This window comes from Jongsikchunia kroppenstedtii DSM 45133, assembly GCF_000380485.1.
GTDB lineage: Bacteria > Actinomycetota > Actinomycetes > Mycobacteriales > Mycobacteriaceae > Jongsikchunia > Jongsikchunia kroppenstedtii.
In genome coordinates this window covers 1-17,828 of sequence record NZ_AQYG01000050.1, presented here as the reverse complement: position 1 = coordinate 17,828, position 17,828 = coordinate 1, and the positions used below count along the sequence as shown (strand labels likewise).

Below are 17,828 nucleotides of genomic sequence, written 5' to 3'. Positions count from 1 at the left end.
TCACGCTCCTGCCGTGGCGGCCGGCTGCTCGCCGTAGTAGTCGGTGGCGGCCTTCTGCAGGGCGTGCACCAGGTTGCCGATCAGGTACTCGCGGTTGTCCTGAGCGAACTGCAGGCTCGCCTCGCGACGCACGTTGCTGCGGCGGAAGTGCGGAATGACCTCGGACGCGAACAGCTCGTAGCTGCGCTTGGTGTCCTCCCAGTTGGCCATGTCGACGTGCAGGATCAGCAAGGTGCCGAAGCCGCCGGTCTTCTCGATGAGCCGCTCGATCTGCGCGATCGCCTGATCCGGGGTGCCGATGATGGCCTGGCCGAACTCGCCGAGGGCCTCGTTGCGCCAGTAGTCGATGGTGCCCTGAGGGGTGCGCGCCCACTCCGGGTCGATGCCTTGCTGCCGGTTGACGTAGGCGGCCATCGACTGGATGCGCCGGCTCACGGCACGGTTGGCGTCCTCCTGCGTCTCGGCCAGGAACATCGGGTTGACGACGCGCCAGGTGGAACGGTCGGCGGTGTAACCGTTCTCCGTGGAGACCTTCTCGTAGACGCCCCAGTTGCGATCGAGCGCGTCGAAGCCCATCTGCGAGCTGGCCGCCAGCGACAGCAGGGACAGACCGTTGGTGCCGGCGAGCACCGATCCGTTCGGCGAGATCGTCGAGGCGGTGACGACCTCGATGCCCTTGTGGTTGTAGGTCGGGAGCTGGGCGCGCGCGTCGCGGAGGGTGAACCAGTCGGTCTCCATGCTCACGGTCTCACCGCGCAGCAGCGGCAGGATGGCCTCCAGGGCCTCGCCCTGCCTGCGGCGCTGGTCGTCCGGGTTGATGCCCATCATGTGGGCGTCCAGCGGGATCTTGCCCGGGCCGGTTCCGAAGATCACGCGGCCGCGGGTCTGCAGGTCGAGCTGCATCATCCGGTCGGCCGTGATCAGCGGGTGGTGGTAGGGCAGCGACACGACGCCGGTGCCGAAGCGGAGTCGCTCGGTGCGCTCGGCGGCGGCCGCGATGAAGACCTCCGGGGACGGCACGATCTCGGCGCCGGTGGAGTGATGCTCACCCATCCACGCCTCCTCGAAACCGAGGTGGTCGAGATGCTCCATCAGGTCGATGTCGCGTCGCAGCTGCAGCGCCGGATCGGCGTTGAGCGGGTGATACGGCGCGAGAAACGCGCCGAATTTGATGGATTCAGGTGACCACATGATCTCTCCCGGGTGTCTGGTGCAGTTCAACTTCTTGATCATTCGATCAAGAAGTGCTGTGTGGAAGATCACCCTCCCGCTGAGCGGACACCCGGGTCAGTCGCGGTCGCCGCGCAATGCCTCGATCAGTGGTTGCAGAAGCGGGTTGTCGTCCGAGTCCGGCCTGGTCACCGCCGACACCTGGATGTTGAGCCGGCCGTGCGTCTCCCGGAGATAGGCGATGCCCGCGACCGCGGCGTCGTCGTAGAGCACGGTCCAGGCGCGCGGGTTGTTGATCAGCTCCAGCGTGGCGGTGTGGTCGCGGGCGATCGGGGGCCCGAAGCGCGGCGAGATGCCGAGTTCGCTGAACTTGTCGCCGATCACGTTGTGCAGCAACACCTGTTGCGACACCGGCGGCATCAGCAGCGGGTACTCGGCGAGCTCCGACAGCTCGACCGACTCGTGATCGGCCAGTGGATGGTCGGCGGCCATGGCGATCAGCAGGTCGTCCATCCACAGGGGTGTGACCGAGAGGCCGGGCCGCGAGATGTCGCCGCGGATCAGGGCCATGTCGGCGTCGCCGGATACAACGGCGTCGATGCGCTGGTCGAAACTGCGGATGACGAACTCGATCTCCGCGTCCGGATAGTCCGAGCGGACGCTGGCGATCGCGGAGAGCGACTTCGATGCGAAGGTCATGTTGGCGGCCAACCGGATCCGGTTGCGGGGCAGCCTAGCCATCGTCGCGATGGTGGTGGCGAGGTCGAGCATCTGGGTGGCGATCGGCAGGATCCGCGATCCGACCTCGGTGAGCGTCACGGTGCGGGTGGACCGGTCGAAGAGGCTGACGCCGAGTTCGTGCTCGAATCGGGCGATCTGGTGACTGATGGCCGACTGCGAGACGAAGAGCCGGCGGGCCGCCTTGCTGAAGCTCAAGTCGGTGCTGACGGCGACAAAATACTGCAGCTGACGCAGTTCCATGGGATGTCCTCCCCATATCGACTTATCTTGATTCTAGATAGATCGTATCGGCAATATGCGTTGGATATTGCCCAAATCCAGCAGTTATATGGATTGAGTAGAGCGTGCGTTAGGAGGAAACGGTCATGACTGAAATTGACTACGCAGAAGTGGTGATCATCGGATCCGGTTTCGGCGGTCTTGCCGCCGCCAAGCAACTGGGCAAGTCCGGTATCGACCACACCCTCATCTCGGCGACCCCCGAACACCTCTTCCAGCCCCTGCTTTACCAGGTGGCGACCGGGGTCATGGATCCGCACGAGATCGCGCCGCCGATCGCCAACGTGCTGCGCACCAACAAGGGGTCGACGGTGGTGCAGGGTTCGGTCGTCGACGTCGATCCGGACGCCTGCGTCGTCACGTATGAGACGGACGCCGGGGTCCGGCGGCTGCGGTACGGCTCGCTGATCGCCGCCACCGGTGCCACCCAGTCGTACTTCGGCAACGACCACTTCAAGGACTTCACGTTCGCGCTGAAGACGATCGAGGACGCCACGCTGTTGCGGGACCAGATCCGCGACTGCTTCGAGCGGGCCGCGGAGACCACCGATGACGCCGAGCGACGCAAGTTGCTGAACTTCGTCGTCGTCGGCGCCGGGGCGACCGGCGTCGAGGTCGCCGGGCAGATTCAGGAGCTGTCGCAGCGTTACTTCCACGCGGACGCGTCGGTCTATCTGGTCGAAGGTGCGCCGATGGTGCTGCCGCCGTACAAGGGCGGCAAGCTCAGCCAGTATGCCGAGAAGTCGCTCAGGGACAGCGGCGTCGAGGTGCTGCTCGATGCCATGGTCACCGCCATCGACGCCGATGGCGTGACGATCAGTATCAACAAGGGCGCGGCGACCCGACGGATCGCGGCCGACACCGTCGTGTGGTCGGCCGGCGTGCAGGCCAGCGGCTTCACCGCCGTGCTCGCCGAGCGGACCGGTTGCGACACCGACCGCGCGGGCCGCCTGCTGATCAACTCCGACCTGACGACCGGTGGCTACGCGAATATCTATGCCATCGGCGATATGACGTCGCTCAAGGGATACCCGGGGCAGAGCCCGGTCGCGATGCAGCAGGGCCGGCATGCGGCCGACATCATCCGCCGGAAGAAGCTGCCGGGCACCGAGTTCGTCTACTGGGACAAGGGCTCGATGGCGACCATCAAGCGGTTCAGCGCGGTCGCGCAGCTCAACGAGCGTATCCAGTTCCGGGGCTTCATCGCGTGGCTGATGTGGCTGGCGGTCCACCTGTTCTATCTGATCGGGTTCCGGAACCGCTTCCTCGCAGTGCTGCAGTGGGGCGTCGCGTTCATCGGCCGTGCCAGGCCCGGGTTCGTTCATGCGGCGCAGGCCGAGGAGCGCGAAGAGGAACGGTTGGCCGGCTGACCTGCCATGACGCGGCAGGTCACGATTCGGTAACCGACTGGGTCAAACGCCCTAGTAGACGCACATCATGTTAAGATTATTCAATTCTCGATCACGAGCCCGTTGATCGAGGTCGTCGACGAAAGGCAAGTACCAGTGCGTGGCAATCTCGATCTGGGGGGCGTGGGGACCGGTAACGCCAACGTGGCCGTGATCAATATCAACCAGTTGAACCTCGGCAGCGTGAATAGTCAGCAGAACGGGACCGGCACTGCCGTATAGCCATTCAGTAGAAAGCGGCCCTGCCTGATGCGGCGGGGCCGCTTTCTATTTGTCTCTATTTATCGATCAACAATTCCGCGCCGCATAGCGCTCGAGCTTTATGTCGGTTTGATAACAGATTGGGTCGATCGACCTAGTTCTACTCCATCCATTGTTAATTTTTTATAACTCCAATCGTAAATTCTTCGATTAGAGATCTTCAATGAAAGGTGTGAACGACGTGCGTGCGAATCTTGACATGGGATCGGTCATGGTGAACACCGGCAGTGGTGCGAGCCAGCAGAACGGGCTGGGATTCGCCCTTGGCAGCCTGGGCAGTCAGCAGAACGGTATCGGCTCCTAGGTCTTGCCGGCCTCATGTCTCAACGGCCCCGCCCGACGCGGCGGGGCCGTTTCTCGTCGCCGATTCGGCCCGTTTCCAGGGCGGAGACCCCTTCTGGGTTGATAACGAATCAATAACAGACACCAGTGGAAGATCGCCATGATCTCAGACACTATGTTAAGTTTTTATAACTCTGATCACAATTTTCCGGTTAGAGATCATGAATTGAAAGGTGTTATCCAGTGCGTTCGAATCTTGACCTCAGTGCCATCAATCTTGACCAGCTGAACCTGGGCAGCCTGAACAGTCAGCAGGAGGGCACCGGCTCGGCGATCTGATCGAAGCGGCATATCAACGGCCCCACCCGGATGGGTGGGGCCGTTGTCATGTCTGGACGGTGTCGATCGAGGTAGGGCGGTAGCGCCTCCGCCGTAGCACCGGCAGGGGAGCGTGTCCAACATAACGGTTTAGTAACGAACTAGGTCAATCGACCCACCAAAGTATGTACATCATGTTAGCTATTTATAACCAAGCCGCGTCCTGTGGTTAGGGATCACAAATGAAAGGTGTTATCCAGTGCGTTCGAATCTTGACTTGGGCCTGATCAACCTCGACCAGCTCAACCTGGGAAGCCTGAACAGCCAGCAGAACGGTACCGGTTCCGCTATCTGATCGATGCGCTTCGCAACGGCCCTGCCCACGTGGTGGGGCCGTTGCTGCGTTCAGAGGAGAGATCACCAGTCATGAGCATGCCAACTGCTACGAGCGCCCCGATCGCCTGTCGATCGCTGACCTTCGATGAGGCCGATCTGGCCATTGACTTCGTCACGCCGATCGTTCACGAAGTGCCGATCTTCAGATGGATGCTCGGGGTCCGGGTGGACGAGCCGGACATGGTCCGGCTGATCGCCGAACTGTTGGTCGCGGTGGCGCTGCCCCGGGACCGCGTCGTCGGCGCCTTCATCGATAACGAGCTGGTCGGTCTCGTCGTCTGGGCCCCGCCGAACCGCGGCGTCGAAGACATGCCCGAGCCCTATCGGCAGCGAGCCATCGACGCATTGCAGGCCGATCCGGGAATGGCCGCGCGGATGCACCAGCATCAGATCGCGATGGCCGAGCATCAGCCCAAGGGGCCCTACGTCGAGGTGCTGCTCGCGGCGATCGTCCCCGGCCGGCGCGGCGGCGACATCGTCACCACGATGATCGAGCCGGCGTTCAGGTCGGCCGCAGAGCACAATGTCGGCGTCACGGCCACCACCGCGTCGCTCGAACTCGGTGCGGTCATGATGCGCAAGTACGGGGCCGTGCGGACCGACGAGTTCACCGTCGGGCCGGTCGGCCTCAACGTGTATCTCGTCGCGCCCGAAGACGTCTAGTCCAGCACCTGCTCGGTCTGCGCATACCTGGCCTCGACGTCGCGCTTGAGCGGCTCCCACCAGGAGCGGTTGTCGCGATACCAGTCGACGGTGGCCGCCAGCCCGCTGCGGAAATCGGTGAACGTCGGCCGCCAGCCCAGCTCGGTGCGCAGCCGAGTCGAGTCGATGGCGTAGCGCAGATCGTGTCCGGGCCGATCGGTGACGAAATCAAAGGCGTCGGCGGGCTGCCCGAGCAGTTCGAGGATCGTCTCGATCACCGTGCGGTTATCGCGTTCGCCGTCGGCGCCGATCAGATACGTCTCGCCGATGGTGCCGCCGTCGATGATCGCCCACACGGCATCGTTGTGGTCGTCGACGTGGATCCAGTCGCGGACGTTGTCGCCGGTGCCGTACAGCTTGGGTCGAATCCCGCTGAGCACGTTGGTGATCTGGCGCGGAATGAACTTCTCGACATGCTGATACGGCCCATAGTTGTTCGAGCAGTTGGAGATCGTCGCGCGGATGCCGAACGATCGCACCCAGGCGCGGACCAGGAGATCGCTGGACGCCTTGGTGGAGCTGTACGGACTCGACGGGTTGTAGGGCGTGGACTCGGTGAAGCGGGAGCCGTCGTCGAGTTTCAGATCGCCGTACACCTCGTCCGTGCTGATGTGGTGGTATCGGACGTCGTTGCGGCGGATCGCTTCGAGCAGGGTGAAGGTGCCAACCACGTTGGTGTGGACGAAGATTCCGGGATCGGCGAGCGAGTTGTCGTTGTGCGACTCGGCCGCGAAATGGACCACCAGGTCAGCGTCGGCGACCAGCGGGTCGACGACGGCTGCATCGCCGACGTCGCCTTCGACGAGCCGGATGCGATCGCGCACGGTGGCCAGCGATCCCGGGTTGGCGGCATAGGTCAGCTTGTCGAGCACGGTGATTCGGGCGTCCGGACGGGTGGCCAACGTGCGGTGCACGAAGTTGGCGCCGATGAAGCCGGCGCCGCCGGTGACCAGGACTCGCATGCGCCGACGATACCGTGCGCCAAACCGGCGGACTGGGCATCGGCGTGCACCCGACATCAATGGAGGCAGATGCCAGCTCCGATAGCATGTGCCCATGCGTGGGATCATCTTGGCCGGCGGCACTGGAACACGGTTGCACCCGATCACGCTCGGGGTGAGCAAGCAGTTGGTCCCGGTATACGACAAGCCGATGGTCTACTACCCCCTCTCGACGCTGATCCTGGCGGGCATCCGAGACATCCTGATCGTCACGACCCCCGCGGACGCGCCGGCCTTCCGGGGTTTGCTCGGCGACGGCAGCCAGTTCGGAGTCAACCTGAGCTATGAGGTGCAGGAGCGCCCGGAGGGGCTGGCGCAGGCGCTGGTGCTCGGCGCCGATTTCATCGGGTCGGATTCGGTGGCATTGGCCTTGGGAGACAACATCTTCTACGGTCCCGGCCTGGGTTCGCAGCTGATGCGCTTCCGCGAGATCGAGGGGGCGGCGGTCTTCGCCTACTGGGTGTCCAATCCCGAGGACTACGGCGTCGTCGATTTCGACGCGGATGGCAAAGCCGTTGCCATCCAAGAGAAGCCGACTGATCCGCGGTCGAACTTCGCGATCCCGGGGCTGTACTTCTACGACAACCAGGTGGTCGACATCGCCCGTGGGTTGCGCCCGAGCGCCCGTGGCGAATATGAGATCACCGACGTCAATCGGGCCTACCTCGACGCCGGCCGATTGTCGGTGCAGGTGCTGCCGCGCGGAACGGCGTGGCTCGACACCGGGACCTTCGATTCGCTGCTCGACGCCGGAAACTACATCCGCACGGTCGAGCAGCGGCAGGGACTCAAGATCGCGGTCCCGGAAGAGGTGGCCTGGCGTCGCGGGTTCCTTAACGACGACCAGTTGCGCGCCCGCGCCGAGGGGTTGCTGAAGTCCGGCTACGGCGGCTACCTGTTGCAACTCCTGGAGCGCGGAAAGGATATTCGCTGATGCAGGTGCGGCCCATGACGATCGGCGGGGCCTGGGTGTTCACCCCGCGGCAGTTCCCCGACGAGCGTGGTGTCTTTCTCGAATCGTTCCGCGCCGATCTGCTGACCGAGGTCGTCGGACACCCCCTCGACCTGCAGCAGACCAACACCTCGGTGTCCGCGGTCGGGGTCGTACGCGGCATCCACTTCGCGGATGTGCCCGTGGGCCAGGCGAAGTACGTCACCTGCACCACCGGCGCGGTGTTCGACGTGGTGGTCGACATCCGGGTCGGCTCGCCCACCTACGGTCAGTGGGCCGGGGTGCTGCTCGACGACGTCGACCGGCGTGCTGTGTACGTGTCCGAGGGGCTCGGCCACGGGTTCATCTCCCTGCAGGACGGCTCGACCGTCACCTACCTGTGTTCGAGTTCGTACAACCCGACCGCCGAGCACGGCATCTCGCCGCTGGATCCGGCGATCGGCATCGAGTGGCCGGCCACGGCGCGTGATGGTTCGGCGCTCACTCCGCTGTTATCTGAAAAGGATGTGGCGGCACCGTCATTGGCGCAGGCGGCCGGGTCCGGCCTGCTGCCGCACTACCAGCGGGTGCTGGACTACCTGCGCAGTCTCTGACGCGACGCTGTCGTCGACGAGGTCAGGCGGGAAAGTCGGGGAGCCCCGCGGTGTGCAGCCAGGCGGTGAAGAGCGGTCGCAGCGACTCGGAGCTGTAGTGGCCGGCGAAGTCGACGAACTCCTCCGTCGTGATCGAGCTGTAGCGGTGGTCGCGGCACCAGTCGCGCAGCAGTGTGAAGAACATGTTGTCGTCCAGGCGAATTCGGATCGCATGCAGCGTCAGGGCACCGCGCTTGTATACCCAGTCGTCGAACATCTGGTCCGGTCCGGGGTCGCCAAGCGTTCCGGTGTGGCATGAATCCACCAGGTGGTCATAGTGTTTGCGGGCGCATTCGTCCGCGCTCGGGCCGCCCGACCGCTCCGCCCACAACCATTCCGCGTAGCAGGCGAAGCCCTCGTGGAGCCAGATGTCCTTCCAGCGGGTCAGCGTCAGCGAGTTGCCGAACCACTGGTGGGCGAGCTCGTGGGCGACCAGCCGCTCCGAATCCCGGGTTCCATCACAGTGATTGGCGCCGAAGGTGGAAATGCCCTGCGCCTCGATCGGGATCTCCAGCGGATCGTCGGTGACGACGACGGTGTACTCGGGGAACGGGTACGGCCCGAACATGTCGACGAAGGCGGTCATGATCTGGCCCTGCCGACCGAAGTCGATCGCGAACTCGTTCTTCAGTCGCGACGGCAGTACCGCGCTGATCGGCACCGGATCCGTGGCGACCGGAATGCGCACATACGGACCGATCGCGATCGTCGCCAGGTAGGTGGCCATCGGCTCGACCTGCTCATAGACCCAGGTGGTCTGGGCGGCCTTCACGCGTTTGCGCAGCAGCCTGCCGTTGGCGAGCGCGTAGAACGGGCTGTCCGTGGTGATCGAGATCTGGTATGCCGCTTTGGAACTGGGATGATCGTCGCAGGGGAACCACGACGCCGCGCCGTTCGGCTGGCTGGCGACCAGGGCGCCCTCGGACAGCTCTTCCCAGCCGACCTCGCCCCACGGGCCGCGCACAGGTTTCGGGGTGCCGCCGTATCTGACGACGACCTCGAACGCGGCGCCCGACCGGATGGCCGTCGCCAGCGTGATCGCCAGTTTGCCCGACCGGTGGGTGAACTTGGCCGGCCGCTTGCCGTTCACCGAGACCCGGTCGACCTTCAGTGAGCCGGACAGATCGAGACTGAACCGGTCCAGCCCCGACAACGCGGTCGCCGTGATGATGGCGGTACCGGCCAATCGGTTCGCGGCGACCTTGTACTCGAGGTCGAGTTCATAGCGCGAGATCCGGTAGCCGATGTTGCCGTTCCGCGGCAGGTACGGATCGATGCCCTCGGCGGGGGAGCCGAGCAACGGGCGCCCGAGCCTGTCCCGCACGGCTTTCCCTGGCACCGGTCACCTCGCTCGTCGTACTGGCCTGGCCCGGCGGCGGACCCTGGTCTGTCGGACAGGTTGTCGGGTCCCGAGGGTACCGGTGTTGGCGTCAGTTCACCGGGCGGCGGGCGATGTGTCCGCGGGCGCGAGTGTGTCCTCCAGGAAGCGCGGCTTGCAGACCGCCCACGCGCCGGCGGCCATCACCAGCACGATCACCGACAGGAAGGCGAACGGCACGCCCCAGCCGCCGACCGCGTCGTGCAGAACTCCGAAGAACAGCGGTCCGGCGCAGGCCCACAGATATCCGACGCCCTGGACGAATCCGGACAGCGCCGCCGACCCGGCACCGCTGCGGGTGCGCAGGTTGATCAGGGTGAGCGACATCGGGAACGTCGTGGGACCGACGCCGACGAGGATCACCCAGAACAGGGTGCCGCTCATCGGCGCCCACAGCAGCCCGGCGAATCCTCCGAAAAAGCATGCAGCACAGGCTATGACGACCGGGTAGGGGTTCGCCATGCGGGCGCACAGGGTGGGCGCGACGAGGCCGGTGATGAAGCCCACCGCCGAGAACAGCGACACCATCAGTCCGCCATAGCCGTCGCTGGCCCCGGCCTCGCTGAGGATCTTGGGGATCCAGGTGAACATCGAATAGGTGATGAGCGACGTGGAGCCGAACATGATCGCCAGACCCCAAGAGATCGGGGAGCGCCAGATCGGCGCGGACAGCCGGTGGTCGGCGGTCGCCGTGGCTGCCGTGTTCGGATTGCGGCGTCGATGCCGGAGCACCCAGAGCCAGGGGCCGATCGCGGCGAACGGGATGACGGCCCACGCGGCCAGCGATACCTGCCAGTTCGCGGCGTCGGCGACCGGCACCGCGATCGCGGCCGGGACCATCGTGCCGATTTGTACGCAGGTGATGTAGACGGTGCTCATCATCGCGATGCGGTCGGAGAAATAGCGCATCACCAGCGGCGGCATGACGATATTGCCGATGCCCATGCCCACCAGGGCGAGCCCGCTGAGTGCGAGGAAGCTCGCGGTGTCGTTGACGAGCGACCGGCCGCCGATACCGACGACCGTGGCGGCCGCCGCCACCAGGGCGACCCGCTCGAGGCCGAATCGCCGGCCGAGGCTCGGGGATACGAATCCGGCCAGCGCGAACATCGCGGTCGGCATCATCCCGGCGACGCCGATGATGACGTTGCTGAATCCGAGCGAGTCCTGGACGCGCGTGAGCAGCGGGGTGAGGGAGGTGACCGCGGTGCGCAGTGACAGCGACGAGAGCAGGATCGCGGCCAGCACGGCGATGCGGCCGGCGAGCAGCGGGCGCGGCGATCCGATACGCCTACCCGGCGCATCGGGCGTCACGACGACAGGTTGTTCGTTCGCTGACAGGGGCAACTGTCACCTCCTCAGGGCGATCGTCCGGATTGCTGACTGAGAAATCATAGGATGACTGGATGACTGGGACCCAATCTCGTTATTTGGGCAACGAACTATTATGAGTTGGTGAAGCTCTACCAGGAGGGTGACGCCGCCGCTCCCGTGCCGCCGCCACGCATGGTCGTGCGCCGGGAGACGCTGATTACGCAGGTCACCGAATTGCTGCGGACCGAGATCACCTCGGGTCGCTGGGCGGTCGGATCGCGCATCCCCACCGAGCCCGCACTCACCGAGATGACGGGCTGTGCTCGCAACACCGTGCGGGAAGCGGTGCAGGCCCTGGTGCACGCCGGAATGCTGGAGCGGCGTCAGGGGTCGGGTACCTACGTCATCGCCGACACGGAGCAGGGTGCCGGCCTCGCCGAGTACTTCGGTGCCGCCCGGGAAAGCGATCTGCTGGAGCTGCGGGACGCGCTGGAGTCGACGGCGGCCGCGCTCGCCGCACGGCGCAGGGACGAGGACGACGTCACCGAGTTGCGCGGGCTGCTGCTCAAGCGTCGCGAACTCTGGCACCGAGACCCGCAGACCGACGCCGAACGAGACCAGCTGATCGCCGCCGATGTGGCCCTGCACCGGGCGATTGTCGCAGCCAGCCACAACGAGGTCTACTCCGAGTTCTACGACCTGCTGATGCCGGCGCTGAGTCGGTCGATCCTGAAATGGCCGGTGGGCGTGAGCCACTCGTTCGAGAGTGAGCACACCGAGGTCACCGAGGCGGTCATCGCCGGCGATCCGGAGCGGGCCGCGGCGGCGGCGCGCGCCTTGATCGTGACGCTGCGCGGCCGCGGCGAAGGCTGACCCGCGGCGGTGCCGTTAGCGGCCGACCGGTGAGCGATGGGCGGAATGCTGGGCACCGTTCAGGGCGACGAACAGCAAGGCCGTGAGTCGGTCGATCAAATGATCGCGATCCGTTGCGATTTCGCCCAGAAGCGCCGCGGTCAGCGCCTCGCCGACGCCGCCGATGACGAACTGCGTGGTGATCTGCAGATCGAGCAGTTCCACGTCGGCCCTGGCGGTGTTCCGCGCGACGTGACCGACGAGCGCGGCGATTCGACGAGCCTCTGCGATTCGGCGCGGCCCGAGTACTGGTGACGACACCGATTCGATGAGGATGATCCGGCCCTTGCGCGGGTCGTCCAGCAGCGTCGACGTCACCGTGGCCAGTGCCGAGCGTGCCCGCTCGTAGGTGTTCGTCGCGGGCCCGGCTATCGCGGCCATGCCGCGCGACTCGATCTCGGCGACGATCTCATCGAACACGGCGAGGTGAAGATCGTCGATGGTCGCGAACGACTCGGCGAGATAACGCGCCGCCAGGCCTGTTGTCGCGGCGACGCTGCGGACCGTCGTCGCCGCGGTGCCGACGGTTCCCATCAACTCCAGTCCGGCGGCGAGGAACTGTCGACGGCGTGCGGCGACGCGGTCTGCGCCGCTCATGCCGCCGTATCGCCGAGGACTGCTCATGAACTCAATCTTGACACAGGCGTGGACAGATCATACGTTCACTTCAATCTATCTACACCCGATGACAGATTGGATGAGACGAATGACCATCACTGTGTCACACGCTGAGCAGGTGGAACCCGTCGCCGACGTCGAGCCATGGCGGCCGGGCCAGCCGCATGCCGAGCTCGCCGCCGACGCCCGCTGGTGGTTGGGTTCGCCGATGAGTTTCGGGTTGTTCGGGCGGCTCGCACTCGATCAGGTGGCCTATCGGCCGGTCGCGGCGGCGGTCGATCGGTCCGGCAGGTTCCGGGAGAATTTCGCCGATCGTGGAATCCGGAGCTACGCGTACGCAATGCTGCTGCTGTTCGGTGACGACCGCGACCGGCAGCGCGACACCGAGGAGCTCAAGCGGCTGCATCGCGACGTCCGTGGCGCCGGCAACGGGGAGTTCGCGGATACCCGGTACAGCGCCCTGGATCCGCATCTTTGGAGGTGGATCGCCGTCAGTGGGATCAATCTCTTCTATCGGGGCTATATCGCGCTGCACGGCGACCTCGACGCCGAACAGCGCGAGGTGGTCTACCGGACGGTGCGGTGGATGCACAGCGCACTCGAGCTGCCCAGCGGACAGACGACGCTGCCGCGGACGACGACAGAAATGATGGAGTACTACGACTCCGTCGCCGCCGAACACCTGGCGGACAACGGCTTTCTCCTCTACGCGCGCCGCAGTTTCAACGCATTGCCGATGCCATCGCTGCTGTCGCCCAAACCGATTCGCGTGTTGATGCGGCCGCTGTGGTCGGCGGTGGTGCCGGTGGCTCTCCGGGCGCCGCGGCTGTGCGCGGAGTCGCAGGCGCATCCGCGGATGCGCGAACTACTTGGCTGCGACTGGACCTGGCGCGATCGGCTGGAGTATCGCCTGTACCTGACCGGTGCCCGGCTGGCGTGGCGGCATCTGCCTCGGCGCCTGGTGCTCGATCCGCTGGTATACAACCGCTACCGCTACGAGCGCCTGCGCGGCGGTTATCGCCGCATGCAGCTGGACAGCTTCGCGGCCTGACGCGCTAGGACCACGGCGCGATCGGATTGCCTTGCCAGCGTGTCGAATCCGGAACGACGTCGCCGCGCATGACCAGCGAGGCCGGGCCGACCGTCGCGCCCGCGCCGAGCCCGGACGCGGGCAGGGCCACGCAATGCGGGCCGAGGGTCGCGCCGGGCCCGAGGGTCACCGAATCCATCTGCATGATGCGGTCGTGGAACAGGTGGGTCTGCACCACGCATCCGCGCTGCACGGTGGCGCCGTCGCCCAGCGTCACCAGGTCGGCCTCCGGGAGCCAGTAGGTCTCGCACCAGACGCCGCGGCCGATGTGCGCGCCGAGCAACCGAAGCCAGAGATTGAGCACCGGGGTGCCGGTCGCGGCGTTGGCGAACCAGGGCGCCGCGACGGTCTCGACGAAGGCGTCGGACAGCTCGTTGCGCCACACGAACGACGACCACAGCGGTTTCTCGGCCACCGGAATTCGCCCGACCACAAGCCATTTCGCTGCCGCCGCGATACAGCAGGCGGCTGTCCCCGCGACCAGTAGCACCAGGCCGCTCACCAGAGCCGCCACCCAGTAGTGCGCGTTGTGGGTGATGAACTGCAAGCCGATCAGCACGAACAGGCCCAGTCCGAAGGTCACCATCACCGAGATGAGACGCAGGGTCTCGACGATGGCGCGGGCGATCTTGAGCTTGGCGGGCGGATCGAAGGTCCGGGAGGTATCCGACGTCGTCGCCGCGCGACGCAGCCGCACGGGGGGGCTGCCGAGCCAGCTCGAGCCGGACTTCGCCTTGTTCGGCGTCGCGGACAGGACGGCCACGAGCGAGTTCTTGGGGACCTTGCGCCCCGGGCCGGTCATGCCGGAGTTGCCGAGGAAGGCGCGCTTGCCGATCTTCGCCTCGTCGATATGCATCCAGCCGCCGCCGAGCTCGTACGACGCGACCATCGTGTCGTCGGCGAGGAAGGCGCCGTCGCCGACCGTGGTGAACTTCGGAATCACCAGCGCGGTGGATATCTCGGTGCCCTTGCCGATATTCGCGCCGAGGATCCGGAACCAGATCGGTGTCAGCAGGCTCGCATAGAGCGGGAAGAGGAAGGTCCGGGCGGAGTCCATCAGCCGCTCGGTGGCCCACACCTGCCAGCCGACCCGGGATCGCACCGGGTGATAGCCCTGCGACAGGCCGATCGACAGCAGTCGCACGAAAAGCGCTGTCAGTGCCGCGAATACCAGCAGGCTGGTGATCGTGGCCGCGGGCAGCAGGATCACCGCGCGGACGATCACGCTGCGGATCAGGTCGGCCGTCATGGCCCACGACGCGATCACGGCCAGGCCGCAGGCGAGCGCGATCAGCGGGAGCCCGGCCAGCAGGATGGACGAGATCCCGTACACCGGAACCCAATACGTGCGCCGCGGCGGCCGCTCCGCGGGCCAGGGTCGCTCGGCCTTGCCGGCTTTCACCGCGGGCGACCCCGCCCAGTGCTGTCGCGCTTTCACCCGGCCCACGACCGCAGACCCGGCCGCCACCTCGGCCTCGCGGCCGATGCGTGCGCCGGGGAACAACGTCGACCGGGCGCCGATCGTCGCGCTTTCGCCGATCTCGATCCGGCCGATATGGACGACGTCGCCGTCGATCCACCAGCCGGCCAGGTCAACCTCCGGCTCGATGGAAGCGAGGTCGCCCACCTCGATGAGGCCGGTGACCGGGGGCAGCGTGTGCAGGTCGACCCCGCGGCCGATCGTCGCGCCCAATGCCTTGGCGTAGTACACCATCCAGGGCGCGCCGGACAGATTGGCGGCGCCGCTCGCCTCGGTGAGGCGTTCGGCGAGCCACAGCCGCAGATGCACGCTGCCGCCGCGGGGATAGTCTCCCGGCCCCACGCCGCGTAGCAGGATCCGGGCGCCGGCGGCCGCGATCGACATCCGGCCCAGTGGGGTGATGAAGACGATGAAGGCGGCCAGCACCACCCACCAGTTGAGCGGTTCGACCCAGGCGGCGTCGCTGAACCACGCGAGCACGTTGTTGGCGATCGCGAGCCAGGTGATCCACTGCAGGCCGGTCAACGTGGCCAATGGGAAGGCCGCCACCGACTGCAGCAGACCGGTGCTGCGCGGCACCGGTTTGACGATACGCGGGGCCGCGGTCTTGGCCGGTTCGAGTTCGTCGAGCATCGCGGCGAGCGCGCCCAGCCGCGGGTGGTCGTACAGTCCGGCGACGGTGACCTCCGGAAAGCGTTGGCGCAGTGCCGTGACCAGCTGTGCCGCCGCGAGCGAGCCGCCGCCCTCGGCGAAGAAGTCCGCCTCGGCGTCGGTGATCGGCACCCCCAGTACCGAGGTCCACTTCTCGGAGACCCAGGCCTCGGTGGCCGTCAGATCGGCGGTCGCGTCGGCGCTGGCACCCGGCAGCGGCCAGGGCAGCGCCGCCCGATCGACCTTTCCCGATGTGCGCGTGGGCAATTCGTCGACCAGCACGAGGCGCGGAACGAGCGCGGCGGGGAGCTGCTCGGCGAGCACGTCGTGGGCGGTCGTGAGATCGAAGTCGGCATCGGTGGACACCAGGTAGCCGATCAGCAGGCTGTTGCCGGCGGGCGTCGTGCGCACGGCGGCCGCGGCGCCCGAGACGCCGGGCAGGTTCTGCAGCGCGGTGTCGACCTCGCCCAGTTCGATCCGCCGGCCGCCGACCTTGACCTGGTCGTCGGCGCGGCCCTGGAAGACCAGTCCCTCGATATCGAGGCGCACGAGATCCCCACTGCGGTAGGCGCGTTCCCACCCGAGCGTCTCCAGCGGCGCGTACTTCTCCGCATTCTTCTCCGGATCCAGATACCGGGCCAGGCCGACGCCGCCGATCACCAGCTCGCCGATCTCGCCCTCGGCGACCGGGTGCCCGTCGCCGTCGACCACCGCGAGATCCCAACCGCGCAAGGGCAATCCGATGCGGACGGGGGTGGAGCCGTCGAGCCGGGCGCCGCAGGCGACGACCGTGGCCTCGGTGGGTCCGTAGGTGTTCCACACCTCGCGGTCGTCGGTGGCCAGGCGGGCGCCGAGTTCGGGCGGGCACGCCTCGCCGCCGAAGATCAACAGCCGCACCGCCTCCAATGCCTCGGCGGGCCACAGCGACGCCAGGGTCGGCACGGTCGAGACAATGGTGATGTCGCGCTGCACCAGCCAGGGGCCCAGGTCCATGCCGGAACGCACCAGAGAGCGCGGTGCGGGCACCAGGCAGGCGCCGTGCCGCCAGGCCAGCCACATCTCCTCGCACGATGCGTCGAAGGCCACCGATAACCCGGCCAGCACCCGGTCGTCCGGTCCGATCGGTTCGTCCTGCAGGAACAGCGACGCCTCGGCATCGACGAACGCGGCGGCGTTGCGGTGGCTGACCGCGACACCCTTCGGGGTGCCGGTGGATCCCGAGGTGAAGATGATCCACGCGTCGTCGGTGATCTCCGGCGCGGTCAGCGGCGGCGCTTCGGCATCGCGTTCGGGCAGATCGGTGCGGCGCCGCAGGCCGTGGCCGTCGACCACCGCGGCCACCTGGGCCTCGCCGAACACGAGTTGGGCGCGCTCGTCCGGATCGTCGGCGTCGACGGGGACGTAGGCGGCGCCCGCCCGCAGCGTCGAGAGGATCGCGATGTACAGCTCGCGCGAACCCGACGGCATCCGGATCCCGACCCGGTCGCCGCGGCGGATGCCGTGGTCGGCCATCCATTGCGCGCCCTCGTCGACCAGATCGATCAGCTCGGCGTAGCTGACGGTGGTCGATCCGTTATCGATCGCCGGGGCGTCGGGGTAGCGCTCGGCCGTGGCATTCAGGATGTCGATCAGCGTCCGAGCGGGGGCTGCCTGATCGGACAGGAGGTAGTTGGCCGGGATGGTCGGCCGTCCTGATTCCTCGGTTCTCACCGGTGTCCTTTCGTGCCCCGTGATCCGCGGATCAGGCTCCGCGTATGCGTTAAATAATTGTGACAGCAGTTGCGTAAGTAGGCGTGGTAGCCGAATGTGGGCCGACTGACCCAGTTTGGCCATATTGATGCTCGGAATTGCTGGGATGTGCGACTAAATGCGTGTAGCTTCATCCGAGTGAGCAAGCGAGAGCTAGGGCGTGTCTCCTAATAGGCGTGTCCAGCGGAGGCATGCCTGTAGGACCACGGCGGCTCGGTAGGTGATGGCGAGTTTGTCGTAGCGGGTGGCCAGGGCGCGCCACTGCTTGGTGTCGTTGAAGGAACGCTCAATAACGTTGCGGCCCTTGTAAAGGACTGCATCGAAAGCAGGAGGCCGCCCACCGGTGGAGCCTTTGCGTTTGCGGGCGTCGGTCTCGGTGCTCTTCTGCGGGATAACGGTCTTGATGCCGCGGCCAGCGAGCATCCGCCGGTTCACCCCGTTGGTGTAGGCCCGATCGGCGATCACCGCGTCCGGGCGGGTACGCGGACGGCCA

Annotated in this window: 15 protein-coding genes; 7 read left to right on the top strand and 8 right to left on the bottom strand. The window is 66.4% G+C overall.

Features of this window, described 5'->3' with window-relative positions:
* The gene (locus G341_RS0116080) at positions 1-1,191 is read right to left on the bottom strand and encodes an LLM class flavin-dependent oxidoreductase (protein WP_043451824.1); all 1,191 of its coding nucleotides are present in this window, start codon (positions 1,189-1,191) and stop codon (positions 1-3) included.
* A gap of 96 nt (positions 1,192-1,287) precedes the next feature.
* Positions 1,288-2,151, bottom strand: coding sequence for a LysR family transcriptional regulator (locus tag G341_RS0116075; RefSeq protein ID WP_018180188.1), 864 nt, complete (start codon positions 2,149-2,151; stop codon positions 1,288-1,290).
* Positions 2,152-2,276: 125 nt separating this feature from the next.
* On the opposite strand from G341_RS0116075, the gene G341_RS0116070 reads away from it, so the two are divergent.
* The 3 genes from G341_RS0116070 (at position 2,277) to G341_RS0116045 (ending at position 5,519) form a co-directional block, all read left to right on the top strand.
* Positions 2,277-3,560 (top strand): NAD(P)/FAD-dependent oxidoreductase, encoded by a 1,284-nt coding sequence (locus G341_RS0116070; RefSeq protein ID WP_043451781.1) that lies wholly within the window; start codon positions 2,277-2,279, stop codon positions 3,558-3,560.
* A gap of 481 nt (positions 3,561-4,041) precedes the next feature.
* Complete coding sequence (locus G341_RS24300; protein ID WP_281171115.1) at positions 4,042-4,164, top strand: hypothetical protein; 123 nt, start codon at positions 4,042-4,044, stop codon at positions 4,162-4,164.
* Positions 4,165-4,886: 722 nt separating this feature from the next.
* A complete protein-coding gene (locus tag G341_RS0116045; RefSeq protein WP_018180182.1) occupies positions 4,887-5,519 on the top strand; it encodes a hypothetical protein in 633 nt (210 codons plus the stop codon).
* Here the strand turns inward: G341_RS0116045 and rfbB are convergent.
* A complete protein-coding gene (gene rfbB / locus G341_RS0116040; RefSeq protein WP_018180181.1) occupies positions 5,516-6,520 on the bottom strand; it encodes a dTDP-glucose 4,6-dehydratase in 1,005 nt (334 codons plus the stop codon). The two genes, G341_RS0116045 and rfbB, sit on opposite strands and share 4 nt — an antisense overlap.
* A 94-nt stretch (positions 6,521-6,614) precedes the next feature.
* Here rfbB and rfbA point away from each other — a divergent pair, with 94 nt between their 5' ends.
* Together rfbA and rfbC are read left to right on the top strand one after the other, a co-directional pair.
* The gene (rfbA, locus tag G341_RS0116035) at positions 6,615-7,493 is read left to right on the top strand and encodes a glucose-1-phosphate thymidylyltransferase RfbA (RefSeq protein ID WP_018180180.1); all 879 of its coding nucleotides are present in this window, start codon (positions 6,615-6,617) and stop codon (positions 7,491-7,493) included.
* Positions 7,493-8,104 (top strand): dTDP-4-dehydrorhamnose 3,5-epimerase, encoded by a 612-nt coding sequence (gene rfbC / locus G341_RS0116030; protein WP_018180179.1) that lies wholly within the window; start codon positions 7,493-7,495, stop codon positions 8,102-8,104. Before rfbA ends, rfbC begins: the two co-directional genes overlap by 1 nt.
* A 22-nt stretch (positions 8,105-8,126) precedes the next feature.
* Here rfbC and G341_RS0116025 read toward each other — a convergent pair whose 3' ends face one another.
* Positions 8,127-9,482, bottom strand: a complete 1,356-nt coding sequence (locus G341_RS0116025) for a M1 family metallopeptidase (protein WP_026303759.1) — start codon at positions 9,480-9,482, stop codon at positions 8,127-8,129.
* A 96-nt stretch (positions 9,483-9,578) separates the two neighbouring features.
* Entirely contained in the window at positions 9,579-10,835 is a 1,257-nt protein-coding gene (locus G341_RS0116020) for a CynX/NimT family MFS transporter (RefSeq protein WP_018180177.1), read from the bottom strand.
* A 192-nt stretch (positions 10,836-11,027) separates the two neighbouring features.
* Here G341_RS0116020 and G341_RS0116015 point away from each other — a divergent pair, with 192 nt between their 5' ends.
* Positions 11,028-11,708, top strand: coding sequence for a FadR/GntR family transcriptional regulator (locus G341_RS0116015; RefSeq protein ID WP_425402078.1), 681 nt, complete (start codon positions 11,028-11,030; stop codon positions 11,706-11,708).
* 15 nt (positions 11,709-11,723) lie between these two features.
* On the opposite strand, the gene G341_RS0116010 is transcribed toward G341_RS0116015, so the two are convergent.
* Positions 11,724-12,371 (bottom strand): TetR/AcrR family transcriptional regulator, encoded by a 648-nt coding sequence (locus G341_RS0116010; RefSeq protein WP_026303756.1) that lies wholly within the window; start codon positions 12,369-12,371, stop codon positions 11,724-11,726.
* Positions 12,372-12,453: 82 nt separating this feature from the next.
* On the opposite strand from G341_RS0116010, the gene G341_RS0116005 reads away from it, so the two are divergent.
* On the top strand, positions 12,454-13,416 hold the full coding sequence (locus G341_RS0116005; protein ID WP_018180174.1) for an oxygenase MpaB family protein: 963 nt from the start codon (positions 12,454-12,456) through the stop codon (positions 13,414-13,416).
* A 4-nt stretch (positions 13,417-13,420) separates the two neighbouring features.
* Here the strand turns inward: G341_RS0116005 and G341_RS0116000 are convergent, their stop codons facing one another.
* The gene (locus G341_RS0116000; RefSeq protein WP_081622575.1) at positions 13,421-17,419 is read right to left on the bottom strand and encodes a Pls/PosA family non-ribosomal peptide synthetase; all 3,999 of its coding nucleotides are present in this window, start codon (positions 17,417-17,419) and stop codon (positions 13,421-13,423) included.
* A 69-nt stretch (positions 17,420-17,488) separates the two neighbouring features.
* On the bottom strand, positions 17,489-17,828 hold a 340-nt coding region (locus G341_RS0115995), incomplete at its 5' end, for an IS5/IS1182 family transposase (RefSeq protein ID WP_018180172.1).

Bases quoted from the DNA above. Each gene is read 5' to 3' on its own strand.
- G341_RS0116080 (WP_043451824.1), bottom strand. From the start codon at position 1,191: ATGTGGTCACCTGAATCCATCAAATTCGGCGCGTTTCTCGCGCCGTAT.
- G341_RS0116075 (WP_018180188.1), bottom strand. From the start codon at position 2,151: ATGGAACTGCGTCAGCTGCAGTATTTTGTCGCCGTCAGCACCGACTTG.
- G341_RS0116070 (WP_043451781.1), top strand. From the start codon at position 2,277: ATGACTGAAATTGACTACGCAGAAGTGGTGATCATCGGATCCGGTTTC.
- G341_RS0116045 (WP_018180182.1), top strand. From the start codon at position 4,887: ATGAGCATGCCAACTGCTACGAGCGCCCCGATCGCCTGTCGATCGCTG.
- rfbB (WP_018180181.1), bottom strand. From the start codon at position 6,520: ATGCGAGTCCTGGTCACCGGCGGCGCCGGCTTCATCGGCGCCAACTTC.
- rfbA (WP_018180180.1), top strand. From the start codon at position 6,615: ATGCGTGGGATCATCTTGGCCGGCGGCACTGGAACACGGTTGCACCCG.
- rfbC (WP_018180179.1), top strand. From the start codon at position 7,493: ATGCAGGTGCGGCCCATGACGATCGGCGGGGCCTGGGTGTTCACCCCG.
- G341_RS0116015 (WP_425402078.1), top strand. From the start codon at position 11,028: ATGGTCGTGCGCCGGGAGACGCTGATTACGCAGGTCACCGAATTGCTG.
- G341_RS0116010 (WP_026303756.1), bottom strand. From the start codon at position 12,371: ATGAGCAGTCCTCGGCGATACGGCGGCATGAGCGGCGCAGACCGCGTC.
- G341_RS0116005 (WP_018180174.1), top strand. From the start codon at position 12,454: ATGACCATCACTGTGTCACACGCTGAGCAGGTGGAACCCGTCGCCGAC.
- G341_RS0116000 (WP_081622575.1), bottom strand. From the start codon at position 17,419: ATGGCCAAACTGGGTCAGTCGGCCCACATTCGGCTACCACGCCTACTT.